Source organism: Hylemonella sp. GW821-FHT12C09, assembly GCF_058807395.1.
On the sequence record NZ_JBXAQQ010000001.1, the window covers coordinates 94,259 to 117,788 of the forward strand.

Below are 23,530 nucleotides of genomic sequence, written 5' to 3' on the forward strand. Positions count from 1 at the left end.
CATCCTCGATGCGGAACTTAAACGATCAGCAGCGGAATCAGCCATCCAACCTCGCTTCCTGGCCAGGCGTCATCGGCACCGGTCGCTTGACGGGCTGACAGCGCCGTCAATGCATCGGTCCTGGCGCCAGTCCCGCGAAAGACGCAGACCAGATTTGATGTGAGATGACAAGTCCTCGGATGAGGCATCGATGAACCAGAAATGAACGCCAGATGAACAGAAAGGCTAGTGCGAGCGCGCTATCATCCGAACCAACTGACCTTCCCTGTCGAAAGGTCGTGCATGGCGGCAACAATTTTGACCTTACCTTCTTTCACCAGGTTGGCGATCACCTCGCTGCGGTCCATGATCATCCTGGCGGCATCCTTGGCGTTCTGGTCGGCCACGCGTTGAACCAGTTCCTTGTTCTTGGAACTCGGGACGCCGGTGTAGTTGAGCTTGGCAAGCGCCGGGCGGATATTGGCCAGCGTCGCAGTCAGATTGCCCATCTTGGCGTCGTCAACTGCGCCCTTGACGGCGCCGCAATTGCTGTGGCCGAGCACGACGATCAGCTTGGCGCCAGCTAGCTTGGTCGTGAATTCCAGGCTGCCGATGATGTCGGTATTGACAAAGTTGCCGGCAATGCGTGCAGAGAAAATGTCACCCAGATCCTGATCGAACACGAGTTCGGGCGGAACACGACTATCGATGCAACCCACGACAGTCGCTATGGGCGATTGCTGCTCGGCGGTTTCCCGGACCTGTTTCATCAAGTCGCACTTGAGCAGACGTCCGCTGACAAAACGCTCATTTCCCTGCTTGAGCTCATTGAGCACCATATCTGGCGTCATCGCTGCCTGCGTGGCCGGGGTATACACCTCGCATACTTCCTTGGCCTGGGCCGTGGAGGCCAGGGCGGCACCGGACAGCGCGCCGAGGGAAATCATCGCTTTTCGTCTTGACAGCACGGGAAACCTCTCAATAAACAACATTGGGGAACAAAGAGGACTCGGTGCGCCCCCGCACCTCATTCCACTGCAGCTATTAGAGGGCATCCGAGCAAAATCATGATGACTCCTTGATTAATGGAACATTAACATCTGATGAACGAGGCGGTACGCTCACATTTCTGGTGCGGCGTGACACTCAGGCTTCGATCTTGTAGCCAAGACCGCGCACCGTCTTGATCAACGGCACGGCGCCACCTTCATCCAGCTTAGCCCGCAAGCGACGAACATACACGTCGACCACATTGGTCAGAGGGTCCTCGTGCACGCCCCACACGTTGGCCAGGATACGTTCGCGCCCGTAAAGACGACCAGGGTAACGCATCAATAATTCGAGCAAGGCCATTTCCTTGGCCGTCAGACTGATGGTCACACCGGCGCGACTGACAAGCATTTTTTCCCGATCGAACACTAAGTCGGCCACAGTAAGCATCTGCTCATCACCGCTGCGGGTACTGCTCCGGCGGCGCAGGGCATCGATGCGGGCCAGCAACTCTTCAAACGCGAAGGGCTTGCCTAGGTAGTCGTCGGCGCCGCAGCGCAAGCCGAGCACCCGGTCTTCTACGGTGCTCATGGCCGTGAGCATCAGGATCGGGACTCTCCGACCCTCGTTGCGCAGGGTCTGGCACAACTCTATCCCGTTCATCCCCGGTAGCATGATGTCGAGCAGAATCACGGCGTACTCACCCTGCCGAGCCAGCGCCAGGCCGTCGATACCATTGCTCGCCATCTGCACGGTATGGCCCTCGGCGCGCAGGCCCCGGGACAGGAAATCCGCTACGCGGCGGTCGTCTTCAATCGCCAGAATGTGCATAGGGCCTCACAGGGGCAGGCGCACGGCGGCTCGGCATCCGCCACCGACCTGATTTTCAAGATGGATGCTCACACCCAGCGCGTCGGCCAAGGTCTTGGCAATAGCGAGCCCCAGACCCGCGCCATCCGCGCGCATGCGCCGAGCCTGGGTCCCCCTGAATTCGCGTTTGAATATCTCAGCCTTTTCGCTATCCTGCAAACCAATGCCGGTATCGGAGATGATGATGTCTACTCCTGACTTGGAGACGCAAAACGCAGTTCGCACGACACCGCTTTCGGCGTTGTAGCGCACAGCGTTATCGTAGATCACCATAAGGATCTGCAGCAGCTTGGGCGCGTCCGTCTTCACCTCCTGCGCCAGGTCCCCTGCAGGAGCCTCTACCGCAGCGACGATGACCCCACTCCCCTCGGCAATGGAGCGGGCTTGAGATACGGCCTCCTCCAGAATCGGCAACAAGGGCTCCCGAACCAGCCGGATTCCAGTAGTCAGGGATTGTTCACGCGCGAGCAGGAGCAGTTCGCTGATCCTTTGCGAGAGCTGCCGTGTGGTGCTGGCGATGTTGTTCAGCGCCAGGCGATAGTCACTTGACGCCTTGTCATCGCCGCGCAGCGCGATCTCGGCCTCGCCCAGAATGGCGGCGGCCGGCGTACGCAGTTCATGGCTCAGATCCGCAAACAGCTGGCGTTTGCGCGCGTCTTCATGAACCAGATCGGCATTGGCACGCGAGAGCTGGGCGGTACGCTCCTGAACAGCGGCTTCCAGCATTTCATGCTTAGCCTTGTCACGCAATCGCGTGGTGTGGATCTCCAGCGCCATGGCATTGAAACTTCTGGCGAGCTGGCCGAATTCGTCCTGCCGGCGCTGGGGGACAACCACCGGCTGTTCAAGATCAAAATGTCCGCTCTGCATTTGTTGCGTACTCAGCAAGAGATCATCCAGCGGCTGCTTCAGCCTGCGTGTGAAATACCACACCATGAAAACCGCCACCAGGCAGGTCAGTACGATCATGCCGGCGATCATCCGGTTGCTGCTGAGGATTACGGCTTGTGCATCTTCGTCGGCCTCGCGGTTGATCAGGGTCTGCTGCTCGATCGCCTGGGTCAGGAGTATGCGCACGTCATGGCGGTTCGCCATGTCGAACATCCGCAGCACCTCGTTCCAGATCAGCTTCTTGTCTTCGATGGCACCCTCTTCGTTCGTGCGCTTGACCCGCTCACTGAAGTTGGAGAAGTTCGTCTCCAGAATAGCCAGGGTTTCAAGATTGAGCAGACTGTTCGCCTGGACCCTAGCAGGATCCCGACCCAATTCGGCCTGCACCCCGGCGAGCTGGCGCAGGGTATCGATATTCTGGTCGATATTGATCAGAAGAGCGTCACGTGTCCCCTCCGGAGCCTGTCCCGTCAGCAGCAATTGCGCATACCAGACTTTGAGTCGCTGTTTGTCCGCTGAAATATTGGTGTAGCGCGTGAGCATGTCATGCGCGATATGGCTGCGAAACTCGTGGTATTGGACTTGTCGAACAATCCAGTACGCCAGTGCCGCCTGAACCACCATCAGACCGGACAGCGAGAAAAATGCCAGAACCAGTTTTCTTCTATACATGATCGAAAGGTCCGATATACGCCATACGCTTTCCTCTGCCGGCACGACCGCAATGATGGGCAAGATGAATCGGCCTGACTGGCGATGATAGGCCTTTCGCTCAGCTTCCTGGTTTCAGTGCAACCGGTAAAGCCAGGGCTGATCCAGCAGGCGTTCGCCCAGCAGGCGCAGCGACGCATCGCGCGCCCAGGCCATGGGCCCCTCCATATGGAAGATCTCGCCATTGCGGATGGAGCGGGCCTGCACCCGCGCACACCGCTGCCAGCGGTTGAGCGCATAACGCTGCAAGAGCGTGGGCACGTCCAGCACGCCATCCACCAGCGCCACCTGGCGCGCCAGTTCGGCCGCGTCCTCGATGGCCATACCGGCGCCCTGGGCAAGATAAGGACGCATGGGGTGTGCGGCATCCCCCAGCAGCGCCACATGGCCGCGCGCCATCTGGTCGGCTGCGCTCAGGGGCGGACGGTCGCACAGCACCCAGAGGCGCCAGTCCGGCACGGCCGCGATCAGGTCGCGCAAGGCGGGGCAGGTGCGTCCCAGCGCGGCCTGCAGGTCGGCCGCATTGGCCCCATGGTCCCAATCCTCCAGCCCACCCTGCACATGCCCGTGCACGATGGCCACGACGTTGAGCCACTCGCCGCCGCGCACGGGGTACTGCACCACGTGCAGACGCGGCCCCAGCCAGGCGGTCACCTGCTGGCTGCGCTGTGCTGCCGGCAGGCTGGCCTGCGGCAGCATGGCACGATAGGCCAGGTGCCCGGCCACGCGCGGGGGACCGTCGTTCAGGAGTTGTTCGCGTACCCGGCTCCACAGGCCGTCAGCCGCGATCAGGGCATCGCCTTCGACGTCCAAGCCGTCATCCAGGCTCAGGCCGACCGCGCCGTTGGTCTCCACATAACGGCTCACGGTCTTGCCGGTGTGCAACCAGACGGCGTCGCGCTGCTGCAAGGCATTCAGCAACAACTGCTGCAGATCGGCGCGATGGATGGTGGCATAGGGCGCGCCGTAACGCTGCACCGTGGTCTGCCCCAGGCGCAAGACGCCCAGCTCAGACCCGCTGAGGGCGTGCCGCACCTGCAGCCGGTCGGGGAAAGCCGCCACCTGCCGAAGCGACTTGTCCAGCTCCCAGCCCTGCAGCACGCGCACGACGTTGGGCCCCATCTGGATGCCCGCCCCCACCTCGCCAAAGGTTTCGGCGCGTTCATAGAGGCGGACATGGCAGCCGGCCTTTGAGCAGGCCAGCCCGGCGGCCAGGCCGCCTATGCCGCCGCCAGCAATCAGTACGTCGGTATGCATCGGGTCTGATTTTGCCCGATGGCTGGCGACTTACTCGACGCGGACCACCGAGGTCGGCTTGAAGCCCAGGTCGGCCGCCTTGCCCTTGCGGCCACGTGCGGCACGCGCGTTGTTGAGACTGCGGATTTCCAGCGTCTCGTCGCGTTCCTTCCCACCACGGCCAAGCCCCTCGATCTTCACGCTGCGCGTGTAGGCCGCGGCACCGGCCAGGGTGTCCTTGGGCTCCAGGTCGATCAGCATCAGGCCGCGCCCGCCATTGGGCATGGGCTTGAGTTCGCTGATCTCGAACGTCAGGATACGCCCGCCGCTCGAGGCACAGATCACGTGCGTGGCCGGTGGCTGCGGCGGCACGTTGGCCGGCGAAGGCCGGCACACGGTGTCGTCCTCGCCGCAGTTGATGAAGGACTTGCCGCCCTTCTGGCGCGAACTCATGTTCTCCACCGTGGCCAGGAAACCGTAAGCCGAGGAGGTGGACAGCAGGAGCCAGGCCGCCGGTGCGCCCGCAAAGTAGTGCACCAGCTGGGTCCCGGCTTCGAGTTCGACCAGGGTGGTCACCGGCTGACCGTCGCCCCGCGCGCCGGGCAGGCTGGCCACCGGCACAGAGTAGACCCGACCCTTGTTGCCGAAAGCCAGCAGCGTGTCCACGGTGCGGCATTCGAAGGTGCTGTACAGGCCATCACCGGCCTTGAAGGCGAAACTTGCCGCATCATGGCCGTGGCCCTGGCGCGCGCGCACCCAGCCTTTCTGCGAGACGATCACGGTCACCGGTTCGTCCACCACTTTCACCTCGGCCACGGCCTTCTTCTCGGCCTGGATCAGGGTGCGGCGTGCATCGCCGAAGACCTTGGCGTCGGCCTCGATCTCCTTGACCATGAGGCGGCGCAACGCTGCCGGACTGCCCAGGATGTCTTCGAGTTTCTTCTGCTCTTCGCGCAGTTCTTTCAGTTCCTGCTCGATCTTGATGGCTTCGAGCCGGGCCAGCTGGCGCAGGCGGATTTCGAGGATGTCCTCGGCCTGGCGCTCGGACAGGCGGAAGCGCGCGATCAAGGCCGGCTTGGGTTCGTCCGAGTTGCGGATGAGGGCGATGACCTCGTCGATCTTGAGCAGCACCAGCTGCCGGCCTTCGAGGATGTGGATGCGCGCCAGCACCTTGTCCAGGCGATGCTGCGAACGCCGCTCGATGGTGGTCTGGCGGAAGGCAATCCACTCCTCCAGCATCTGGCGCAGCGTCTTCTGCGTGGGCCGGCCGTCCAGCCCCACCAGGGTCATGTTGATCGGTGCCGAGGTCTCCAGGCTGGTGTGCGCCAGCAGGGTCGTGATCAGTTCCTGCTGCTCGATGCGGCTGGTCTTGGGCTCGCAGACCAGGCGCACCGGCGCGTCCTTGCTGGACTCGTCGCGCACCACGTCGAGCACCGCCAGCACGGTGGCCTTGAGCAGGTTCTGCTCGGGCGTCAGCGCCTTTTTGCCGGCCTTGACCTTGGGGTTGGTCAGCTCCTCGATCTCTTCGAGCACCTTCTGCGTGCTCACGCCCGGCGGCAGTTCGGTCACCACCAGCTGCCACTGGCCGCGCGCGAGTTCCTCGATCTTCCAGCGCGCACGCACCTTGAGCGAACCGCGACCGGTGCGGTAGGCCTCGGCAATGTCGGTCGCCGGGCTGATGATCTGGCCGCCACCGGGATAGTCGGGGCCCGGCAGCAAGTCGAGCAGTTCACCATCGGCCAGCTTCGGGTTCTTGATCAGGGCCACGCAGGCCGCGGCGACCTCGCCCAGGTTGTGGCTGGGGATCTCGGTGGCCAGGCCCACGGCGATGCCGCTGGCGCCATTGAGCAGGGTGAAGGGCAGGCGCGCCGGCAACTGCTTCGGCTCCTCGGTGGAGCCGTCGTAATTGGGCTGGAAGTCCACCGTGCCTTCGTCGATCTCGTCGAGCAGCAAGGTGCTGATCTTGGCCAGCCGCGCTTCGGTGTAACGCATGGCCGCGGCGCCGTCACCGTCGCGGCTGCCGAAGTTGCCTTGGCCGTCGATCAAGGGGTAACGCTGCGCGAAGTCCTGCGCCATGCGCACCAGCGCATCGTAGGCCGCCTGATCGCCGTGCGGGTGGAAACGGCCCAGCACGTCGCCGACCACGCGTGCGCTCTTGACCGGCTTGGCCGCCGTGTTGCTGTTGGGACCGCTGTAACCCAGGCCCATGCGCGACATCGAGTACATGATGCGGCGCTGCACCGGCTTCTGGCCGTCACAGACATCGGGCAGGGCCCGGCCCTTGACCACGCTGAGCGCGTATTCGAGGTAGGCGCGCTGTGCGTAGTGGGCCAGGGTCAGGGCGTCGTCGCCGGCCGGATCGGCCGCTAAATCGAGGGTAGGTTGATCCATCGGTTTCTTCAGTAACTCTTGTCGCGTTTCAGGGCAGCACCGGGTTCAGCCACGTCGTCCAGGCGGGCAAACTCGTCACGTTCACGCTGCGGGTAGGGTCGGGGCAAGGTCTTGTCGGCCGCCGGCTTGAGCACGGCATACAGCGCCAGCACGGTGCGCACGTAGTTCTGTGTCTCGGGATAGGGCGGCACCTGGTTGCCGGCACGGCGCACGGTCTTCAGGCCGGCGTTGTACGCCGCCAGCGCCAGATCGACTCGATCCGGGAATTTTTTCAGCAGGCGGCGCAGGTGCTGGCTGCCCACCTGGATGTTGATGCGCGCATCGGCCAGCTGGCGCGCCACCGGCCGGCGCCGCTGGTCCTCCAAGCCGTAGCCGCGCGCTGTGGCCGGCATGACCTGCATAAGGCCGACCGCCCCCTTGGGCGAGACGGCCGCCGCGTCGAAGCCGGATTCGGTGGCGATCAGGGCCTGCAGCAGCGCGTAGTCGATGTCGTGCTCGCGTGCCGCCTCGCGCAGCAGGTGGCGCACTGCCTTGTAGTCCGGCGAGATCTCGAAGAAGGCATGCAGGCGCGTGGGGGCCATGGGCACGGCACCGGCACGGGTGGCGTCCGCGGGCGCCTGGTCCGTGAAATAGAGCGCGTAGCGCTCGTCCAGCTGCTCGGCTGCGAAGTGCGGCACACCCTTGTCGTCGACATAGGCCCAGACGTCGGCCCAGGCGGCCGACTGCCACAGCAGCACCAGCAGCCCCAGGAGCGCAACGAGGGGACGGTATGCCGGAGAAGACATCAGATGTCCACCTCCACCGAATCGCCGTGCAGTTCCATGAGCTCACGCCGGGCCGCAGCCTCGCCCTTGCCCATGAGCTTGGTGATCTCGGTCTCGGTCTGCGCATTGTCGAAAGTGCCCAGGCGCACCTGCAACAGGCGACGCGTGTCGGGATTCAGCGTGGTCTCCCAGAGCTGCTCGGCGTTCATTTCACCCAGGCCCTTGAAGCGGCTGATCTGGCAACGCTCCTTGGCCACGCCCTCCTTGGCGCACTTGTCCAGGATCGCGGTGAGCTCGCCCTCGTCCAGGGCATAGGCCTTGCTCGCCGCCTTCTTGCCGCGCGCCGGCACATCCACGCGGAACAGCGGCGGGCGCGCCACGTAGACATTGCCGGAGTCGATGAGCTTGGGGAAGTGGCGGAAGAACAGCGTGAGCAGCAGCACCTGGATGTGCGAGCCGTCCACATCGGCATCACTCAGGATGCAGACCTTGCCATAACGCAGGCCGCTCAGATCCGGCGTGTCGTCAGGCCCGTGCGGGTCAACCCCGATGGCGACCGAGATGTCGTGGATTTCGGTGTTGGCGAACAGGCGGTCGCGCTCGACCTCCCAGGTGTTGAGCACCTTGCCGCGCAGGGGCAGGATGGCCTGGCTTTCCTTGTCGCGGCCCATCTTGGCGCTGCCGCCGGCCGAGTCGCCCTCGACCAGGAAGAGTTCGTTGTGGTTCAGGTCGCGGCTTTCGCAGTCGGTCAGCTTGCCCGGCAGCACAGCCACGCCCGAGCCCTTGCGTTTCTCGACCTTCTGGCCCGCGCGCTGGCGCGTCTGCGCGGCCTTGATGGCGAGTTCGGCCAGCTTCTTGCCGTACTCGACATGCTGGTTGAGCCAGAGTTCGAGCGTCGGGCGCACGAAGCTGGAGACCAGGCGCACGGCATCGCGCGAATTGAGGCGCTCCTTGATCTGGCCCTGGAACTGCGGGTCCAGCACCTTGGCGCTCAGCACATAACTGGCGCGGGCGAACACGTCTTCCGGCAAGAGCTTGACACCCTTGGGCAGCAGGCTGTGCAGTTCGATGAAGCTCTTGACGGCGGTGAAGAGGCCGTCACGCAGGCCGCTGTCGTGCGTGCCACCGGCGCTGGTGGGAATCAGGTTGACGTAGCTCTCGCGCACCGGCGCGCCGTCTTCGGTAAAGGCCACGGCCCAGGCCGCGCCCTCGCCTTCGGCGAAGCTGTCGTTGTTCTCGGCATACCCTTCGCCCTCGAACATCGGGATCACCGGATCGGCACTCAGCGACTGCATCAGGTAGTCGCGCAGGCCACCCTTGTAGAGCCAGGTCTGGGTCTCCTTGGTCTTCTCGACCGTCAGGGTCACCGTCACGCCGGGCATGAGCACGGCCTTGCTGCGCAGCAGGTGCGTGAGTTCACCCATGGGCAGGGCGGCGGATTCGAAGTACTTGGCATCGGGCCAGGCGCGTACCGTCGTGCCTTGCTTGCGGTCGCCTGCCGCCTGGGCCCGGGTGCTGAGCTTTTCCACCACGTCGCCGCCCGAGAAAGCCAGCGTCGCCACCTTGCCCTCGCGGTAGGTGCTGACCTGCAGACGCTTGGACAGGGCATTGGTGACGGACACGCCCACACCATGCAGGCCGCCCGAGAAGCTGTAGGCCCCGCCCTGCCCCTTGTCGAACTTGCCGCCGGCGTGCAGTCGCGTGTAGACCAGCTCGATCACCGGGGCCTTTTCCTCGGGGTGCAGGCCGAAGGGGATGCCGCGCCCGTCGTCCTCGACGCTGACCGAGCCATCGGCATGCAGGGTCACGGCCATCTTCTTGCCATGGCCGGCCAGGGCCTCGTCGGCCGCGTTGTCCAGCACTTCCTGGATGATGTGCAGCGGGTTGTCCGTCCGGGTGTACATGCCGGGACGCTGCTTGACCGGCTCCAGTCCCTTGAGGACGCGGATGGAGCCTTCGGAGTATTCGGGGGTGGGTTTGACAGCCATGGCGCGGAATTGTAGACCCAGTCACGGCGTTCACTGGATAAACATACAGTTACAACTTGAGCCCTCCCGGCAGGCAAGGGCCGAATTCGCTACATTTCAACGATGAGCACACATAGCAACAAGACTCTCTCCATGGCCCAGGTGCTGATCTGCGGCGCCGCCATCGTCACCCTCTCCATGGGCATACGCCACGGCTTCGGCCTCTGGCTGCAGCCCATCACCCAGACCCAGGGCTGGACGCGCGAAACCTTCGCGCTGGCCATGGCCATCCAGAACCTCACCTGGGGCCTGGCCGGCATCTTCGCCGGCATGCTGGCCGACAAGTTCGGCGCCTTCAAGGTCATCATCGCCGGCGCCATCCTCTATGCGCTGGGCCTGATCGGCATGGCCAACGCGCCTACCCCCCTGCTGTTCGCCTTGAGCTGCGGCGTGCTGATCGGCATCGCCCAGGCCGGCACCACCTACGCCGTGATCTACGGCGTCATCGGCCGCAACGTGAGCCTCGACAAACGCTCCTGGGCCATGGGCGTGGCCGCCGCGGCCGGCTCCTTCGGCCAGTTCCTCATGGTGCCGGTCGAAGGCTTCCTCATCAGCAGCCTGGGCTGGCAACAGGCGCTGATGGCGCTGGGCATGGCGGCCCTGCTCATCATCCCGCTGGCCTGGGGCCTGCATGAGCCGAGCTTTGCCGCCGGCACGGCCCCGAAGCGCGAGCAATCCATCCTGCAGGCCCTGCGCGAAGCCTTCGCCTACCCGAGCTTCCAGCTGCTGATGGCCGGTTATTTCGTCTGTGGCTTCCAGGTGGTCTTCATCGGCGTGCACATGCCCAGCTACCTCAAGGACCACGGACTCTCACCCCAGGTGGCCAGTTACTCGCTGGCGCTGATCGGCCTGTTCAATGTCTTTGGCACCTACATCGCCGGCACCCTGGGCCAGCGCCTGGCCAAGAAGAACATCCTGGCCTTCATCTACTTCGCCCGCTCGATCGCCATCACGGTCTTCCTGCTGGTGCCGCTCACCCCCATGAGCGTCTACGTCTTCTCGGCCGTCATGGGTGTGCTGTGGCTGTCCACGGTGCCACCGACCAACGCCATCGTGGCGCAGATCTTCGGCGTGGCCCACCTCTCCATGCTCGGCGGCTTCGTCTTCTTCAGCCACCAGGTCGGCTCCTTCATGGGCGTCTGGCTGGGCGGTTACCTCTACGACAAGACGGGCAGCTACGACATCGTCTGGTACATCGCCATCGGCCTGGGCGTGGCCGCGGCCCTGGTCAACCTGCCGGTGCGCGAAGCCGCGATCCGGCGCTCACCGCAGGCGGCATGAAGAAGCTCCCGCGTCAGCTGCTGGTCTGGAGCGTGGCCCTGGTCCTGCTGCTGGCCGTGTTCGCGCTTTACACCCGACCCGAGTTCCTGCTGACCCTGGCCGACCAGCTCTGGTCCTGTTTCTGATCGGGACTATCCCGCCCCCCGACCGGGGGCGGCACGTGGCAAACTCGGCCCATGAAGCCCGAGACCATGAAGACATTCATCATCACCGGTGCCTCCGACGGCATCGGCGCCGAACTGGCGCGCCAGCTGGCGCAACGCCATGGCGCCGGTGCCGGCCTGGCCCTGGCCGCCCGCAAGGAAGCCCAGCTCGAGGAAGTGGCCAGCGCATGCCGCGGCCATGGCAGCGAGGTGCTGGTCGTGCCCACCGATGTGACCGATCCCGCCCAGTGCCGCGCCCTGATCGAGCGCAGCGTAGAGCGATTCGGCTGGCTCGATGCCCTCGTCAACAACGCCGGCGTCTCGGCCCAGGCCCTGTTCGAGCAGGTTCAACCCGAAGACCTGGGCTGGTACGAGGACCTGATGCGCGTGAACCTCTGGGGCAGCGTCTGGTGCACACACGCCGCCTTGCCCCACCTCAAGGCCAGCCGCGGCCAGGTCGTAGCCGTCTCTTCCCTGGCCGGCCTGGTGGGCGTGCCAGGACGCACGGCCTACAGTGCCAGCAAGTTCGCCATGACGGGCTTCTTTGAGGCGCTGCGCGCCGAACTCAAGCCCGCTGGCGTCAGCGTCACCACGGCCTATCCTGGCGTGGTGGCCACGCAGATCCGCTACCGCGGGCTCAACGCGGCCGGTGTGGCCGCCGGCTCCAGCGGCCTGAAGGAAGACGACGCCATGCCGGTGGAGATCTGCGCCCGCCTCATCCTCGATGGCATGAACCGCCGCCAACGCGAAGTCGTGATGAGCACCAAGGGCAAGCTGGGGCGTTACCTCAAGCTGCTGGCCCCCGGCCTGGTGGAGCGCATGGCCCTGGCCGCGCTCAAGGACGAGGTCAAGCCGCGATGAGTCTCCCTCCCGTGCACGGCACGGAGGCGCCTTCGGCCTGGGTCCAGCGCTGGTCGTATCTGGTCCGCCCCGGCGGCACCGTACTGGACGTGGCCTGCGGCCATGGCCGTCATCTGCGCTGGTTCGCCCAGCACGGCCACCCTGTGACCGGTGTGGACCGCTCGCCTGAGGCGATCGCCGCCGTGGCGCCCCTGGGCACCATGTTGCAGGCCGATATCGAGAACGGACCCTGGCCCCTGCTGCGGGACGGACAGCCTCAGGCCTTCGACGCCGTCGTGGTCACCAACTACCTCTGGCGTGCGCTATTTCCAGTGCTGCTGCAAAGCCTGGCGCCGGGTGGGGTCCTGATTTACGAAACCTTCACCGCGGGCAATGAAACCGTCGGCAAGCCCTCGCGCCCGGACTTCCTGCTGCGCCCCGGCGAACTGCTGGAGATCTGCCGCACCTTGCGCATCGTGGCCTATGAAGACGGCTACCTGACCGCGCCCCAACGTTATGTGCAGCGCATCGCAGCCGTGCGCGAAACAGGCCTGTCCACGGCCAGCGCGCCGGCGCGTTATCCACTCTGAGGCCCTGCCCTGCGGGGCCGAAGCCCACCCTCGGTAGAATGCCTCTTTGGCCTGAACTTAACTCTCTGCGGACATGACCTCCTCCCATCGCCAGATCACCGGCAGCATCGTTGCCCTCGTCACCCCCCTGCACGAGGACGGTAGCGTCGACTACCCCACACTGCGCAAACTGATCGACTGGCACGTCGCCGAAGGCACCGACTGCATCGGCGTGGTTGGCACCACCGGGGAATCGCCCACCGTCAACGTCGACGAGCACTGCGAGATCATCCGCGTCTCGGTCGAACAGGCCAAGGGCAAGGTCCCCATCATGGCCGGCTGCGGTGCCAACTCCACGGCCGAGGCCATCGAACTGGCGAAGTTCGCCAAGAAGGTCGGTGCCGACTGCCAGCTGCAGGTCGTGCCCTACTACAACAAGCCCACGCAGGAAGGCCAGTACCTGCACTTCAAGGCCATTGCCGAATCCGTCGGCGACCTGCCCATGGTGCTGTACAACGTGCCCGGCCGCACCGTGGCCGATATGGCGCACGACACCGTGCTGCGCCTGGCCCAGGTGCCGGGCATCGTCGGCATCAAGGAAGCCACCGGCAACATCGAACGCGCCCAATGGCTGATCCGTGAGGTCCCCAAGGGCTTCGCCATCTACTCGGGTGATGACCCGACCGCCGTGGCCCTGATGCTGTGCGGCGGCCAGGGCAACATCAGCGTGACGGCCAACGTAGCCCCGCGCCAGATGCATGAACTGTGCGTGGCGGCCATGGCCGGCGACGTGAAGCGCGCCATGGATATCCAGTTCAAGCTGATGCCGCTGCACAAGCAGCTCTTCGTCGAACCCAACCCCATCCCGGTCAAGTGGGCCCTGCAGCGCATGGGCCGTTGCGGCGGCACGCTGCGCCTGCCCATGACGCCGCTGACGGCAGCCAACCAGCCCGTGGTCGAAGCGGCGCTGCGCGCGACCGGCCTGATCTGAACCAACTCTCCCCCAAGGAAATCGCCGGTGAAGCTTGTATTGAAACTGGCCCTGCTGGGCCTGCCGCTGGCGCTGGTCGCCTGCTCCACACTGGACGGTGACAAGGTCGACTACAAGGCCGCCACCAAGGCGCCCTCGCTGTCGATCCCGCCCGACCTGACACAGCTGCCGCGTGACACCCGTTACAGCACGCCGGGCAGCACGGTCAGCGCCACCGGCTACCAGAACGCCACGAGCGCCGCACAGGGCGTCGCCGCCAATGCGATCGCGGTGGCGGCCTACCCTGGCATGCGCATCGATGGCGTCGGTGGGCAGCGCTGGCTGGTGGTCGACCAGCCCGCCGAGAAGCTCTGGCCCCTGGTCAAGGAGTTCTGGCAGGAGGCCGGCCTGACGCTGATCACAGAACAGGCCCAGCTGGGCATCATGGAAACCGACTGGGCCGAGAACCGCGCCAAGCTGCCGCAGGACTTCATGCGCCGCACGCTGGGCAAGATCATCGGCGCCATGTTCTCCACCAACATGCTGGACAAGTACCGTACCCGCCTGGAACGCAATGCCGCGGGTGGCACCGATATCTTCATCAGTCAGCGCGGCCTGGAAGAGGTCTATACCGATGCCAGCAAGGAAAAACTCGCCTGGCAGCCACGCGCCACCGACCCCGAGATGGAAGTGGAGATGCTGCGCCGCCTGATGATCAAGCTCGGGGCGCCCAGCCAGCAAGCCGACCAGCAGGCTGCCCTGGCGCCTCGCCGTACATCTCGTCTGGACACACGCGACGGTCAGCCCGTCGTGCTGGTCAGCGAAGGTTTTGACCGCGCCTGGCGCCGTGTCGGCCTGACGCTGGACCGCACCGGTTTCACCGTCGAGGACCGCGACCGCAGCCAGGGTATCTATTTCGTGCGCTACGTCGAACCCAGGAAACCGGGCGAGGAAGAACCCGGCTTCTTCACGCGCATGTTCAGCGGCACGCCCAAGGACAAGACCCCGCAGAAATACCGCATCACGGTGCGCGGACAAGGCGACAGCAGTACCGTGTCCGTGCTCAATGCCGAGGGCGCGCCCGAAATGTCGGACAACGCCCAGCGCATCCTGCAGGTCATCACCGACGATCTGCGCTGAGAGCCTGGCACGGCCTTGCGCCGTGTACGGGCGTAAAAAAAGCCACCGCGAGGTGGCTTTTTTACTGGCGGGACAAGAATTACTTCTTGGCCGGCTCGGCAGCAGCGGGAGCGGCGGCCGGAGCAGCAGCGGGCGCCGAAGCGTCGGCAGCCGGAGCGGGAGCAGCGGCGGGAGCGGGAGCAGCAGCAGCGGGAGCAGCAGCTTCTTCCTTCTTGCCACAAGCGGCCAGGGCAGCGGCGGCGATCACGGCGGCCAGAACGAGGGTCTTGTTCATGTTGAGTTATCTAGTTAAAAGTTGATGACAATTTCCGGAAATTGCCAGCACGGTTTGCCGCACTGACCAAGCAGGCCTGCTTACACAAAGCTTGCTTAGCGGAAAATTATATGGCGGATTTCATGCCATATTGCGAAAAAAACAGGGCTTACCCTTAAGGGGTGCCCTAGGAAGTACCTTAGAAGCCTAGAGCCCCAGCACCGAGGCCGGGAAACCCGGCGCGCTGTCACGCCGCCATTCATCCAGCACCTGCCGCAACTCCACACGCCTGGACGCCGCGCTGTCACACACCAGCACGTCACGCTCGGGGTCGATGCGCTGCATCACCCAGGCTGGGGTCCACAAGGCGCTCGGAAAAGCCAGGGCATCACGGCTGCGGCAGACACGACACTCGATGATGTGGTCCCAGGTCTGGCGCCATTTCACGAAACGCGCATGCTGGCGCGTCACACCCGAGTAGTCGATGGCCAGCATGTGCAGCCTGCGCCCGCCGCGTGACCAGGCCTGCAGCGACTCGACCACGGCGCGCTCGCCCAGCGGCCAGTCCGCGTAATTGGCGTCGCACAGGATCAACTCGTTCCAACCCTCGTGCGCGGCCGCCTTCAGCGCATCGCGCACTGCCTGCACAAAAACACTGCGCCCCTGCAGCCGTCCCTGTGGCAGCGGATGGGGAAGATTCTCCTCAGCAGGCATGGGCCCAGCCATCCTCGCACCAAGCCTGCAACAGTTCGCGCGCCGCCTTGCTGGCACGCGCCACTTCGGCTGCGCTCAGGCAACGCTGGTCGGCCAGCCGGCGCATCAGCAAGGCATCGCGACCGGCAGCGCGGTAGCTCTCGCCATTGATGAACACATGCTGCTCGTCGTAAAGCATGCGCGTGCGCCGGTCCAGGGTCACGCCCCAGCGCCCACCGGGCGTGGCGCCGGCCTCGAACCAGACATGTGCCTTGGGCTCGCTCAAGGTCTCGCCCAGGGCACGCATCAAGGCCAGCGGGTCCTTGAGCGCCTGCTGCAGGGCCCGGCGGGCGAACCGCCCGATTTCGGCCGGCAAGGCTGCCGGCGTAGCCACGGCAGCCTGCCCCGGATCGCGATAGAAATCGTCTCCCACGACCTCGGCCGCATCCTCGGCCAGGCGCTGCAGCAGTTCCTGCGCCAGCTCACCCGCCTTGGGCGAGCGAAAGCCGATGGAATAGGTCATGCAGTCCCCCCCCACGGCGACCCCATCGTGCGCATAGTGCGGCGGCAGGTACAGCATGTCACCCGGCTCCAGCACGAACTCCTGCTCGGGCTCGAAATTCGCCAGGATCTTGACCGGCATGTTGGGCTTGAGGCTCAGATCATGCTGGCGACCGATGCGCCAGCGGCGCCGGCCGTGGGCCTGCAGCAGGAAGACGTCGTAGTTGTCGAAATGCGGGCCCACGCCGCCGCCGTCGCTGGCGTAGCTGATCATCAGATCGTCCAGCCGGGCGTCGGGAATGAAACGGAAGCGGTTCATCAGGTCGTGGATGGCATCGTTATGCAGGTCCACGCCCTGCACCAGCAGGGTCCATTCCGGCGTCTTCAGCGCCGGCAGCGCGCGGCGCGCAAACGGCCCGCGCTGCAAGGTCCAGTGTTCCTTGCCGCGGCGGCGCTCCAGCGCGACCAGGCGCGACTCCACCTCCTCGCGCCCGGCCAGCTCGAACAGCTCGCCGCGCGCCAGCAGCGGCGCAAAGCCGGGTATGGCCTGGCGCACCAACAGCGGCTTCTTGTGCCAGTAGCGCTTCATGAAGGCTTCCGGACTCAGGCCACCCAGCAGGGGCAGCGGCTTTTTGACATCCATGACGATTTCAGTGTTCCTGTTTAACTGCGACAATTCTGCCCTATGGACATCAATCAGCAATGCGTGGTCGCCCTGACCTGGACGCTCAAGGACACCTTGAATGAAGAACTCGACGTGCTCGATGAGCCGGTGGAGTTCCTGATCGGCGGGCAGGACCTGTTCAAGAAAATCGAAGATGCCCTGCAAGGCCACCGTATGGGCGCCACCGTGGCCCTGCAACTGGAACCCGAGGAGGCCTTCGGCGATTACAAGGAAGACCTGGTTTTCCTGGAGCCGCGCGCCCTGTTTCCGGCTGAACTCGAAGAGGGCATGACGATCGAAGGCTCGGCCTTGCCGGCTGGCTGCAACCCGGAAGCCCCCAAGGACGTGCTCTACACGGTCACCGAGATCTACCCCGAACATGTGGTGCTGGACGGCAACCACCCGCTGGCCGGCATCGCCCTGCGCCTGACGCTCAAGGTCGAAGGCGTGCGCGAAGCGACCGAAGAGGAAATCGGCCGCGGCTCGGCCGGTACCGGCTTCTTCCGAGTCCAGTAAGCACCCCTGTTACGGCTCACTTCGTGTAGCCGTCTCCCCCCTCAAGGGGGCAACCCCAGCGGCCCGGCGAAGCCGGTTCCGCGGGGTTCCCCGCCTGGGGTCACGCCACTCAAGCTTTTCCGGTAGAGCCGTAACCCCCGGCACCGCGCTCAGTCGCGGCGGCGAACTCGCTCACCACATTGAACTGTGCCTGCACCACGGGCACCACCACCAGTTGAGCAACGCGCTCCATGGGCTCGATGGTGAAGGCCGTGGGGCTGCGGTTCCAGGCACTGACCATGAGCTGGCCCTGGTAGTCGCTGTCGATCAGGCCCACCAGATTGCCCAGCACGATGCCGTGTTTGTGGCCCAGGCCTGAGCGCGGCAGGATCAGCGCGGCGTAGCCCGGATCGGCCAGGTGGATGGCGATGCCCGTGGGGATCAGCTGCCAGGCATTGGGCAGCAAGGTCAGGGGCTCCAGCAGGCAGGCGCGCAGGTCCAGGCCGGCGCTGCCGGGGGTTGCATAGGCGGGGAGCTGATCCGCCATGCGCGGATCGAGAATCTTGACGTCGATGTTCATCTTCGGGGTTTCGGAAATTCAGTGTTTCAGCCTACGGGCGATCTCGGCCACCAACTGGCGTGCCAACACCAGCTTGTCGGCGCGCGGCAGCTCGGTGGCGCCCTGGGCATCGACCAGCAGCAGGGCGTTGTCGTCCTGGCCGAAGGTGGCCGGGCCGATATTGCCCACCAGCAGGGGCACGCCCTTGCGCGCAAGCTTGGCCTGGGCGTTGGCCAGCAGGTCGTGGCTCTCGGCCGCAAAGCCGACGCAATACAGCGCACCGCTTCTTGCACGCGGGCCCTGCGCCACGCCGGCCAGGATGTCGGGGTTCTCTACGAATGACAGCGCCGGCGGCTGGCCGGAACCGTCCTTCTTGATCTTCTGGTCGGCAGCATTCGTCGGGCGCCAGTCAGCCACAGCGGCTGTAGCTACAAAAACAGTAGCATTCCTTACTTCGACGTCCACCGCCTGCTGCATGTCCTGCGCCGAGCGCACGTCGATACGGCGCACGCCGCGCGGCGTGGACAGGTGCACGAGGCCGGCGACCAAGACCACCTCGGCACCGGCTTCATGCGCCGCACGTGCGATGGCAAAACCCATCTTGCCGCTGGAGCGGTTGGTGATGCCACGCACCGGGTCGATGGCCTCGTAGGTCGGGCCGGCGGTCACCAGCACACGCTGGCCGCGCAGACTCTTGCGCGCGAAGAAGGTGATCACCTCCTCCAGCAGTTCCTGCGGCTCCAGCATGCGGCCGTCGCCCGTCTCGCCGCAGGCCTGGTCACCGCTGCCCACCGCGAACACATGGGCGCCGTCCGCCTGCAGCTGGGCCACATTGCGCTGCGTGGCCGGGTTGGCCCACATCTCGCGGTTCATGGCGGGAGCAATCAGCAGCGGCACCTGGTCGATCGGACGCGCCAGGCACATCAGGCTGAGCAGGTCGTCGGCGCGCCCGTGCAGCAGCTTGGCCATGAAATCGGCACTGGCCGGCGCGATCAGGATGGCGTCGGCCTCGCGGCTGAGGTTGATGTGCGCCATGTTGTTGGCCTCGCGCGGGTCCCACTGCGAGTGGTAGACCGGCCGGTTCGACAGGGCCTGCATCGTCACCGGCGTGATGAACTGGCCGGCGGCCTCGGTCATCACCACCTGCACCGTGGCCCCCTCCTTGACCAGGGCGCGGCAGAGTTCGGCCGCCTTGTAGCAGGCGATGCCACCGGTCAAGCCCAGGACGATGTGTTTTCCAGCCAAGTCGTTCATGGCCCGCAATGTAACAGTTTGGCAGGAAGTTTCCGTCCCGTGGCAGGGCTGTCACGCCCCGACGCCTATAATCTCGCTTTACCACCTCCTCGGACCCGCGTCCGAACCTGACATGACCAAATTCGTCTTCGTCACCGGCGGTGTGGTGTCCTCCCTGGGCAAGGGAATCGCCTCAGCGTCCTTGGCCGCGATCCTGGAATCGCGGGGCCTCAAAGTCACCCTCATCAAGCTCGATCCCTATCTGAACGTCGATCCGGGAACGATGTCGCCCTTCCAGCACGGCGAGGTGTTCGTGACCGATGACGGCGCGGAGACCGACCTGGACCTGGGCCACTATGAGCGTTTCGTCGAAACGCGCATGAAGAAGACCAACAACTTCACCACCGGCCAGATCTACAAGAGCGTGCTCGAGAAAGAGCGCCGCGGCGACTACCTGGGCAAGACCGTGCAGGTCATCCCGCACGTCACCAACGAAATCCAGGAATACATCAAGCGCGGCGCCGGTTACGACACGCCCGAAGCGGTGGACGTGGCCATCGTCGAAATCGGCGGCACCGTGGGCGACATCGAGTCCCTGCCTTTCCTCGAAGCCGTGCGTCAGCTCAGCCTGCGCCTGGGGCCCAACAATGCGGCCTTCGTGCACCTGACCTATGTGCCCTGGATCGCCGCTGCCGGCGAGCTCAAGACCAAGCCCACCCAGCACACCGTGCAGAAGCTGCGCGAAATCGGTATCCAGCCCGACGCGCTGCTGTGCCGCGCCGACCGCCCGATTCCCGACGACGAGCGCGACAAGATCTCGCTGTTCACCAACGTGCCGGAGTGGGGCGTGATCTCCATGCCCGACGTGGACACCATCTACAAGGTGCCACGCGTGCTGCACGAGCAGGGCCTGGACGGCCTGATCTGCGACAAGCTGCGCCTGAACACCCCGCCGGCCAACCTCAAGCGCTGGGATTCGCTGGTCTACGAGACCGAGCATCCGCAGGGTGAGGTCACCATTGCCATGGTCGGCAAGTACGTGGAGCTGTCGGACAGCTACAAGTCCGTCAACGAGGCCCTGCGCCACGCCGGCATGAAAAACCACGTGCGCGTGAAGATCGAGCACGTCGATTCGGAAACCATCACCGACGAGACCCTCCAGCGCCTGGCCAAGTACGACGCCATCCTGGTGCCTGGCGGTTTCGGCAAGCGCGGCATCGAGGGCAAGATCAGCACCGCCCGTTACGCCCGCGAGCAGAAAGTGCCCTACCTGGGCATCTGCCTGGGCATGCAGGTCGCCACCATCGAGTTCGCGCGCCACGTGGCCGGCCTCAAGGACGCCAACAGCACCGAGTTCGAGCCGCACTGCCAGCACCCCGTGATCGCGCTGATCACCGAGTGGAAGGACGCCGACGGCAGCATCAAGACCCGCGACGCCAACTCCGACCTGGGCGGCACCATGCGCCTGGGCGCGCAAAGCTCCGACGTCGCCAAGGGCACGCTGGCCAACAAGATCTATGGTGACGTGGTCACCGAGCGGCATCGCCACCGTTACGAGGCCAACGTCAACTACCTGGACACCCTGCGCAAGTCCGGCCTGGTGATCTCGGCCCTGACACAGCGCGAGCAGCTCACCGAAATCGTCGAGCTGCCGCAGGCCGTCCACCCCTGGTTCGTCGGCGTGCAGTTCCACCCCGAGTTCAAGTCCACCCCCTGGGACGGCCACCCCCTGTTCAACGCCTTCGTCAAGGCGGCGCTGGAGCACCAGGGTGCCGGCAAGAAGAACCTGAAGGTCGTGGCCTGAGGCCGGAGCAAAGACCATGAAACTCTGCGGCTTCGACGTCGGCCTCGACCAGCGCTTTTTCCTGATCGCCGGCACCTGCTCCATCGAAGGACTGCAGATGTCCGTCGACGTGGCCGGCCAGCTCAAGGAAGCCTGCACGTCCCTGGGCATCCCCCTGATCTACAAGGGTTCGTTCGACAAGGCCAACCGTTCTTCGGGCACAACCAAGCGCGGCGTGGGCATGGAGGCTGGCCTGAAGATCCTGGACGAGGTGCGCCGCCAGACCGGCCTGCCCGTCCTCACCGACGTGCACGACGAGTCGCAGGTGGCCGAGGTCGCCAGCGTGGTCGACGTGCTGCAGACGCCGGCTTTCCTGTGCCGTCAGACCGACTTCATCCACGCCGTGGCCAGGTCGGGCAAGCCGGTGAACATCAAGAAGGGCCAGTTTCTCGCGCCCTGGGACATGAAGAACGTGATCGACAAGGCCCGTGGGGCCGCCGTTGAAGCGGGCCTGGACCCGGATCGCTTTCTGGCCTGCGAGCGCGGTGTGAGCTTTGGCTACAACAACCTCGTGGCCGACATGACCAGCCTGGCCGAAATGCGCAAGTCCGGCGCACCCGTGGTGTTCGACGTGACCCACTCCGTGCAAAAACCCGGCGGCCAGGGCACCACCAGCGGCGGCGCCCGCGAGATGGTGCCCGTGCTGGCCCGTGCCGGTGCGGCCGTGGGCGTCGCGGGCTTCTTCATGGAAACCCACCCCAAGCCCGACCAGGCCTGGTCCGACGGCCCCAACGCCGTGCCGCTCAGGCACATGAAGGCGCTGCTGGAAACGCTGGTGGCGCTGGACGACGTGGCCAAGCGCAGCGCTTTCCTCGAAAACAGTTTCAACACCTGACCCGCTCCAGACCGCCATGACACCCGCCTACATCATCGTCGACATGCAGATCTCCGACATGGAGCAGTACAAGCAATACATGGCCGAGGCCCCTGCGGCGGTGAAGGCGGCGGGCGGCGAGTACCTGGTGCGCGGCGGCCGCTTTGAGGTGATGGAAGGCAACTGGCAGCCGGCCCGCGTGGCCATGCTGCGTTTTCCGAGCTTCGAGCAGGCCCGGGCCTTCTACGACGGCGAGATGTACACCCAGGCCCGAGCCAAGCGCGCCGGTGCCACGCAGTTCTTCAACATGATCCTGGTGGAGGGCGTGGCCGCCCCCATCGTTTGAACACCACTCTCAAGAAATCCAAATCGAAAGGTAAGCATGAGCGCTATTGTTGATATCGTCGGCCGCGAAGTCCTGGACAGCCGAGGCAACCCCACCGTCGAATGCGACGTCCTGCTGGAGTCGGGCACCATGGGCCGCGCCGCCGTGCCCTCGGGCGCTTCCACCGGCTCGCGCGAAGCCATCGAGCTGCGCGACGGCGACAAGAGCCGGTACCTGGGCAAAGGCGTGCTGAAAGCCGTCGAGCACATCAATACCGAGATCTCCGAGGCCGTGCTGGGCCTGGATGCCTCCGAGCAGGCTTTCCTGGACAAGACCCTGATCGACCTGGACGGCACCGAGAACAAGAGCCGCCTGGGCGCCAACGCCATGCTGGCCGTCTCCATGGCCGTGGCCCGCGCTGCGGCCGAAGAAGCCGGCCTGCCCCTGTACCGCTATTTCGGTGGCATGAGCGCTGTGCAGATGCCCGTGCCCATGATGAACGTCATCAACGGTGGCGCCCACGCCAACAACAACCTCGACCTGCAGGAATTCATGATCCTGCCGGTGGGCGCCCCCAATTTCCGCGAAGCCCTGCGCTACGGCGCCGAGGTCTTCCACGCGCTCAAGAAGATCCTGCACGACAAGGGCATGCCCACCTCCGTGGGTGACGAGGGCGGTTTCGCCCCCAGCGTAGCCAGCCACGAGGCCGCCATCCAGCTGATTCTGGAAGCCATCGACAAGGCCGGCTACACCGCCGGCGAGCAGATCGCCCTGGGCCTGGACTGCGCCGCCAGCGAGTTCTACAAGGACGGCAAGTACCACCTCGAAGGCGAAGGCCTGGTGCTGTCCGCCACCGAGTGGACCGACATGCTGTCCACCTGGTGCGACAAGTACCCCATCATCAGCATCGAGGACGGCATGGCCGAAGGCGACTGGGACGGCTGGAAGATCCTGACCGATCGCCTGGGCAAGAAGGTGCAGATCGTCGGCGACGACCTCTTCGTCACCAACACCAAGATCCTGAAGGAAGGCATCGACAAGGGCATCGCCAACTCCATCCTGATCAAGATCAACCAGATCGGTACCCTGAGCGAGACCTTCGCCGCCATCGAGATGGCCAAGCGCGCCGGCTACACCGCCGTCATCAGCCACCGCTCGGGCGAGACCGAGGACAGCACGATTGCCGACATCGCGGTGGGTACCAACGCGGGCCAGATCAAGACCGGCTCGATCAGCCGCTCGGACCGCATGGCCAAGTACAACCAGTTGCTGCGCATCGAGGAAGACCTGGGCGAGATCGCCGTCTACCCCGGCCGTAGCGCCTTCTACAACCTCCGGTAATCCGCTG

23 protein-coding genes are annotated in these 23,530 nt (G+C 65.1%); 11 read left to right on the forward strand and 12 right to left on the reverse strand.

The features are described 5' to 3' along the window. Nucleotides 1-242: 242 nt before the first annotated feature. From AC1RRP_RS00475 to AC1RRP_RS00505, 7 genes are all read right to left on the reverse strand, one after another. On the reverse strand, nt 243-926 hold the full coding sequence (locus AC1RRP_RS00475; protein WP_493032175.1) for a carbonic anhydrase family protein: 684 nt from the start codon (nt 924-926) through the stop codon (nt 243-245). 199 nt (nt 927-1,125) lie between these two features. Then, the gene (locus AC1RRP_RS00480) at nt 1,126-1,800 is read right to left on the reverse strand and encodes a response regulator transcription factor (protein ID WP_493032177.1); all 675 of its coding nucleotides are present in this window, start codon (nt 1,798-1,800) and stop codon (nt 1,126-1,128) included. A 6-nt stretch (nt 1,801-1,806) separates the two neighbouring features. Continuing rightward, complete coding sequence (locus AC1RRP_RS00485) at nt 1,807-3,465, reverse strand: HAMP domain-containing sensor histidine kinase (protein ID WP_493032179.1); 1,659 nt, start codon at nt 3,463-3,465, stop codon at nt 1,807-1,809. A gap of 51 nt (nt 3,466-3,516) precedes the next feature. After that, nucleotides 3,517-4,698, reverse strand: a complete 1,182-nt coding sequence (locus AC1RRP_RS00490; protein ID WP_493032181.1) for an FAD-dependent monooxygenase — start codon at nt 4,696-4,698, stop codon at nt 3,517-3,519. Nucleotides 4,699-4,728: 30 nt separating this feature from the next. After that, nucleotides 4,729-7,068 (reverse strand): DNA topoisomerase IV subunit A, encoded by a 2,340-nt coding sequence (gene parC, locus AC1RRP_RS00495; protein WP_493032183.1) that lies wholly within the window; start codon nt 7,066-7,068, stop codon nt 4,729-4,731. 8 nt (nt 7,069-7,076) lie between these two features. Beyond that, nucleotides 7,077-7,853 carry a lytic transglycosylase domain-containing protein gene (locus AC1RRP_RS00500; RefSeq protein WP_493032185.1) on the reverse strand — a complete coding sequence of 259 codons (777 nt, stop codon included), beginning with the start codon at nt 7,851-7,853 and terminating at the stop codon, nt 7,077-7,079. Next, a complete protein-coding gene (locus AC1RRP_RS00505) occupies nt 7,853-9,820 on the reverse strand; it encodes a DNA topoisomerase IV subunit B (protein ID WP_493032187.1) in 1,968 nt (655 codons plus the stop codon). The genes AC1RRP_RS00500 and AC1RRP_RS00505 overlap by 1 nt, the downstream gene beginning before the upstream one ends. A 102-nt stretch (nt 9,821-9,922) precedes the next feature. On the opposite strand from AC1RRP_RS00505, the gene AC1RRP_RS00510 reads away from it, so the two are divergent. The 6 genes from AC1RRP_RS00510 to bamC all read left to right on the forward strand — a co-directional run bounded on the left by AC1RRP_RS00510 (nt 9,923) and on the right by bamC (nt 14,802). Next, entirely contained in the window at nt 9,923-11,140 is a 1,218-nt protein-coding gene (locus tag AC1RRP_RS00510; protein WP_493032189.1) for an MFS transporter, read from the forward strand. After that, complete coding sequence (locus AC1RRP_RS00515) at nt 11,137-11,265, forward strand: hypothetical protein (RefSeq protein ID WP_493032191.1); 129 nt, start codon at nt 11,137-11,139, stop codon at nt 11,263-11,265. The genes AC1RRP_RS00510 and AC1RRP_RS00515 overlap by 4 nt, the downstream gene beginning before the upstream one ends. A 66-nt stretch (nt 11,266-11,331) precedes the next feature. Next, nucleotides 11,332-12,144: an SDR family oxidoreductase gene (locus AC1RRP_RS00520; RefSeq protein WP_493033408.1), complete on the forward strand. Its 813-nt coding sequence runs from the start codon at nt 11,332-11,334 to the stop codon at nt 12,142-12,144. Beyond that, nucleotides 12,141-12,713 (forward strand): class I SAM-dependent methyltransferase, encoded by a 573-nt coding sequence (locus AC1RRP_RS00525; protein WP_493032193.1) that lies wholly within the window; start codon nt 12,141-12,143, stop codon nt 12,711-12,713. Before AC1RRP_RS00520 ends, AC1RRP_RS00525 begins: the two co-directional genes overlap by 4 nt. A 73-nt stretch (nt 12,714-12,786) precedes the next feature. After that, complete coding sequence (dapA, locus tag AC1RRP_RS00530; protein ID WP_493032195.1) at nt 12,787-13,683, forward strand: 4-hydroxy-tetrahydrodipicolinate synthase; 897 nt, start codon at nt 12,787-12,789, stop codon at nt 13,681-13,683. A gap of 27 nt (nt 13,684-13,710) precedes the next feature. Further along, nucleotides 13,711-14,802, forward strand: a complete 1,092-nt coding sequence (gene bamC / locus AC1RRP_RS00535) for an NlpB/DapX family lipoprotein (protein ID WP_493032197.1) — start codon at nt 13,711-13,713, stop codon at nt 14,800-14,802. 79 nt (nt 14,803-14,881) lie between these two features. On the opposite strand, the gene AC1RRP_RS00540 is transcribed toward bamC, so the two are convergent. The 3 genes from AC1RRP_RS00540 to AC1RRP_RS00550 all read right to left on the reverse strand — a co-directional run bounded on the left by AC1RRP_RS00540 (nt 14,882) and on the right by AC1RRP_RS00550 (nt 16,892). Then, nucleotides 14,882-15,076 (reverse strand): hypothetical protein, encoded by a 195-nt coding sequence (locus AC1RRP_RS00540; protein ID WP_493032199.1) that lies wholly within the window; start codon nt 15,074-15,076, stop codon nt 14,882-14,884. Nucleotides 15,077-15,262: 186 nt separating this feature from the next. After that, on the reverse strand, nt 15,263-15,769 hold the full coding sequence (locus tag AC1RRP_RS00545) for a hypothetical protein (protein WP_493032201.1): 507 nt from the start codon (nt 15,767-15,769) through the stop codon (nt 15,263-15,265). Then, the gene (locus AC1RRP_RS00550; RefSeq protein ID WP_493032202.1) at nt 15,759-16,892 is read right to left on the reverse strand and encodes a JmjC domain-containing protein; all 1,134 of its coding nucleotides are present in this window, start codon (nt 16,890-16,892) and stop codon (nt 15,759-15,761) included. The genes AC1RRP_RS00545 and AC1RRP_RS00550 overlap by 11 nt, the downstream gene beginning before the upstream one ends. 42 nt (nt 16,893-16,934) lie before the next feature. Between AC1RRP_RS00550 and AC1RRP_RS00555 the strand changes: the two genes are divergently transcribed. Beyond that, a complete protein-coding gene (locus AC1RRP_RS00555) occupies nt 16,935-17,429 on the forward strand; it encodes an FKBP-type peptidyl-prolyl cis-trans isomerase (protein ID WP_493032204.1) in 495 nt (164 codons plus the stop codon). Nucleotides 17,430-17,538: 109 nt separating this feature from the next. On the opposite strand, the gene dut is transcribed toward AC1RRP_RS00555, so the two are convergent. Together dut and coaBC are read right to left on the reverse strand one after the other, a co-directional pair. Further along, the gene (gene dut, locus AC1RRP_RS00560) at nt 17,539-17,988 is read right to left on the reverse strand and encodes a dUTP diphosphatase (RefSeq protein WP_493032206.1); all 450 of its coding nucleotides are present in this window, start codon (nt 17,986-17,988) and stop codon (nt 17,539-17,541) included. Between the two features lie 18 nt (nt 17,989-18,006). After that, nucleotides 18,007-19,221: a bifunctional phosphopantothenoylcysteine decarboxylase/phosphopantothenate--cysteine ligase CoaBC gene (gene coaBC, locus AC1RRP_RS00565; protein WP_493032208.1), complete on the reverse strand. Its 1,215-nt coding sequence runs from the start codon at nt 19,219-19,221 to the stop codon at nt 18,007-18,009. 112 nt (nt 19,222-19,333) lie between these two features. Between coaBC and pyrG the strand changes: the two genes are divergently transcribed. Genes pyrG through eno form a run of 4 tightly spaced genes read left to right on the forward strand, consistent with a single transcriptional unit; the run spans nt 19,334 to nt 23,523 of the window. After that, nucleotides 19,334-21,004, forward strand: coding sequence for a CTP synthase (gene pyrG / locus AC1RRP_RS00570; RefSeq protein WP_493032210.1), 1,671 nt, complete (start codon nt 19,334-19,336; stop codon nt 21,002-21,004). Between the two features lie 16 nt (nt 21,005-21,020). After that, nucleotides 21,021-21,878 carry a 3-deoxy-8-phosphooctulonate synthase gene (gene kdsA / locus AC1RRP_RS00575; protein ID WP_493032212.1) on the forward strand — a complete coding sequence of 286 codons (858 nt, stop codon included), beginning with the start codon at nt 21,021-21,023 and terminating at the stop codon, nt 21,876-21,878. Nucleotides 21,879-21,894: 16 nt separating this feature from the next. After that, nucleotides 21,895-22,203 (forward strand): DUF1330 domain-containing protein, encoded by a 309-nt coding sequence (locus tag AC1RRP_RS00580; protein ID WP_493032214.1) that lies wholly within the window; start codon nt 21,895-21,897, stop codon nt 22,201-22,203. A gap of 36 nt (nt 22,204-22,239) precedes the next feature. Continuing rightward, the gene (gene eno, locus AC1RRP_RS00585) at nt 22,240-23,523 is read left to right on the forward strand and encodes a phosphopyruvate hydratase (RefSeq protein WP_493032216.1); all 1,284 of its coding nucleotides are present in this window, start codon (nt 22,240-22,242) and stop codon (nt 23,521-23,523) included. Nucleotides 23,524-23,530 lie beyond the last annotated feature (7 nt).

Coding starts and splice junctions, on each gene's coding strand:
- AC1RRP_RS00475 (WP_493032175.1), bottom strand. CDS start 926: ATGATTTCCCTCGGCGCGCTGTCCGGTGCCGCCCTGGCCTCCACGGCC.
- AC1RRP_RS00480 (WP_493032177.1), bottom strand. CDS start 1,800: ATGCACATTCTGGCGATTGAAGACGACCGCCGCGTAGCGGATTTCCTG.
- AC1RRP_RS00490 (WP_493032181.1), bottom strand. CDS start 4,698: ATGCATACCGACGTACTGATTGCTGGCGGCGGCATAGGCGGCCTGGCC.
- parC (WP_493032183.1), bottom strand. CDS start 7,068: ATGGATCAACCTACCCTCGATTTAGCGGCCGATCCGGCCGGCGACGAC.
- AC1RRP_RS00500 (WP_493032185.1), bottom strand. CDS start 7,853: ATGTCTTCTCCGGCATACCGTCCCCTCGTTGCGCTCCTGGGGCTGCTG.
- AC1RRP_RS00505 (WP_493032187.1), bottom strand. CDS start 9,820: ATGGCTGTCAAACCCACCCCCGAATACTCCGAAGGCTCCATCCGCGTC.
- AC1RRP_RS00510 (WP_493032189.1), top strand. CDS start 9,923: ATGAGCACACATAGCAACAAGACTCTCTCCATGGCCCAGGTGCTGATC.
- AC1RRP_RS00515 (WP_493032191.1), top strand. CDS start 11,137: ATGAAGAAGCTCCCGCGTCAGCTGCTGGTCTGGAGCGTGGCCCTGGTC.
- AC1RRP_RS00520 (WP_493033408.1), top strand. CDS start 11,332: ATGAAGACATTCATCATCACCGGTGCCTCCGACGGCATCGGCGCCGAA.
- AC1RRP_RS00525 (WP_493032193.1), top strand. CDS start 12,141: ATGAGTCTCCCTCCCGTGCACGGCACGGAGGCGCCTTCGGCCTGGGTC.
- dapA (WP_493032195.1), top strand. CDS start 12,787: ATGACCTCCTCCCATCGCCAGATCACCGGCAGCATCGTTGCCCTCGTC.
- AC1RRP_RS00540 (WP_493032199.1), bottom strand. CDS start 15,076: ATGAACAAGACCCTCGTTCTGGCCGCCGTGATCGCCGCCGCTGCCCTG.
- AC1RRP_RS00545 (WP_493032201.1), bottom strand. CDS start 15,769: ATGCCTGCTGAGGAGAATCTTCCCCATCCGCTGCCACAGGGACGGCTG.
- AC1RRP_RS00550 (WP_493032202.1), bottom strand. CDS start 16,892: ATGGATGTCAAAAAGCCGCTGCCCCTGCTGGGTGGCCTGAGTCCGGAA.
- AC1RRP_RS00555 (WP_493032204.1), top strand. CDS start 16,935: ATGGACATCAATCAGCAATGCGTGGTCGCCCTGACCTGGACGCTCAAG.
- dut (WP_493032206.1), bottom strand. CDS start 17,988: ATGAACATCGACGTCAAGATTCTCGATCCGCGCATGGCGGATCAGCTC.
- coaBC (WP_493032208.1), bottom strand. CDS start 19,221: ATGAACGACTTGGCTGGAAAACACATCGTCCTGGGCTTGACCGGTGGC.
- pyrG (WP_493032210.1), top strand. CDS start 19,334: ATGACCAAATTCGTCTTCGTCACCGGCGGTGTGGTGTCCTCCCTGGGC.
- kdsA (WP_493032212.1), top strand. CDS start 21,021: ATGAAACTCTGCGGCTTCGACGTCGGCCTCGACCAGCGCTTTTTCCTG.
- AC1RRP_RS00580 (WP_493032214.1), top strand. CDS start 21,895: ATGACACCCGCCTACATCATCGTCGACATGCAGATCTCCGACATGGAG.
- eno (WP_493032216.1), top strand. CDS start 22,240: ATGAGCGCTATTGTTGATATCGTCGGCCGCGAAGTCCTGGACAGCCGA.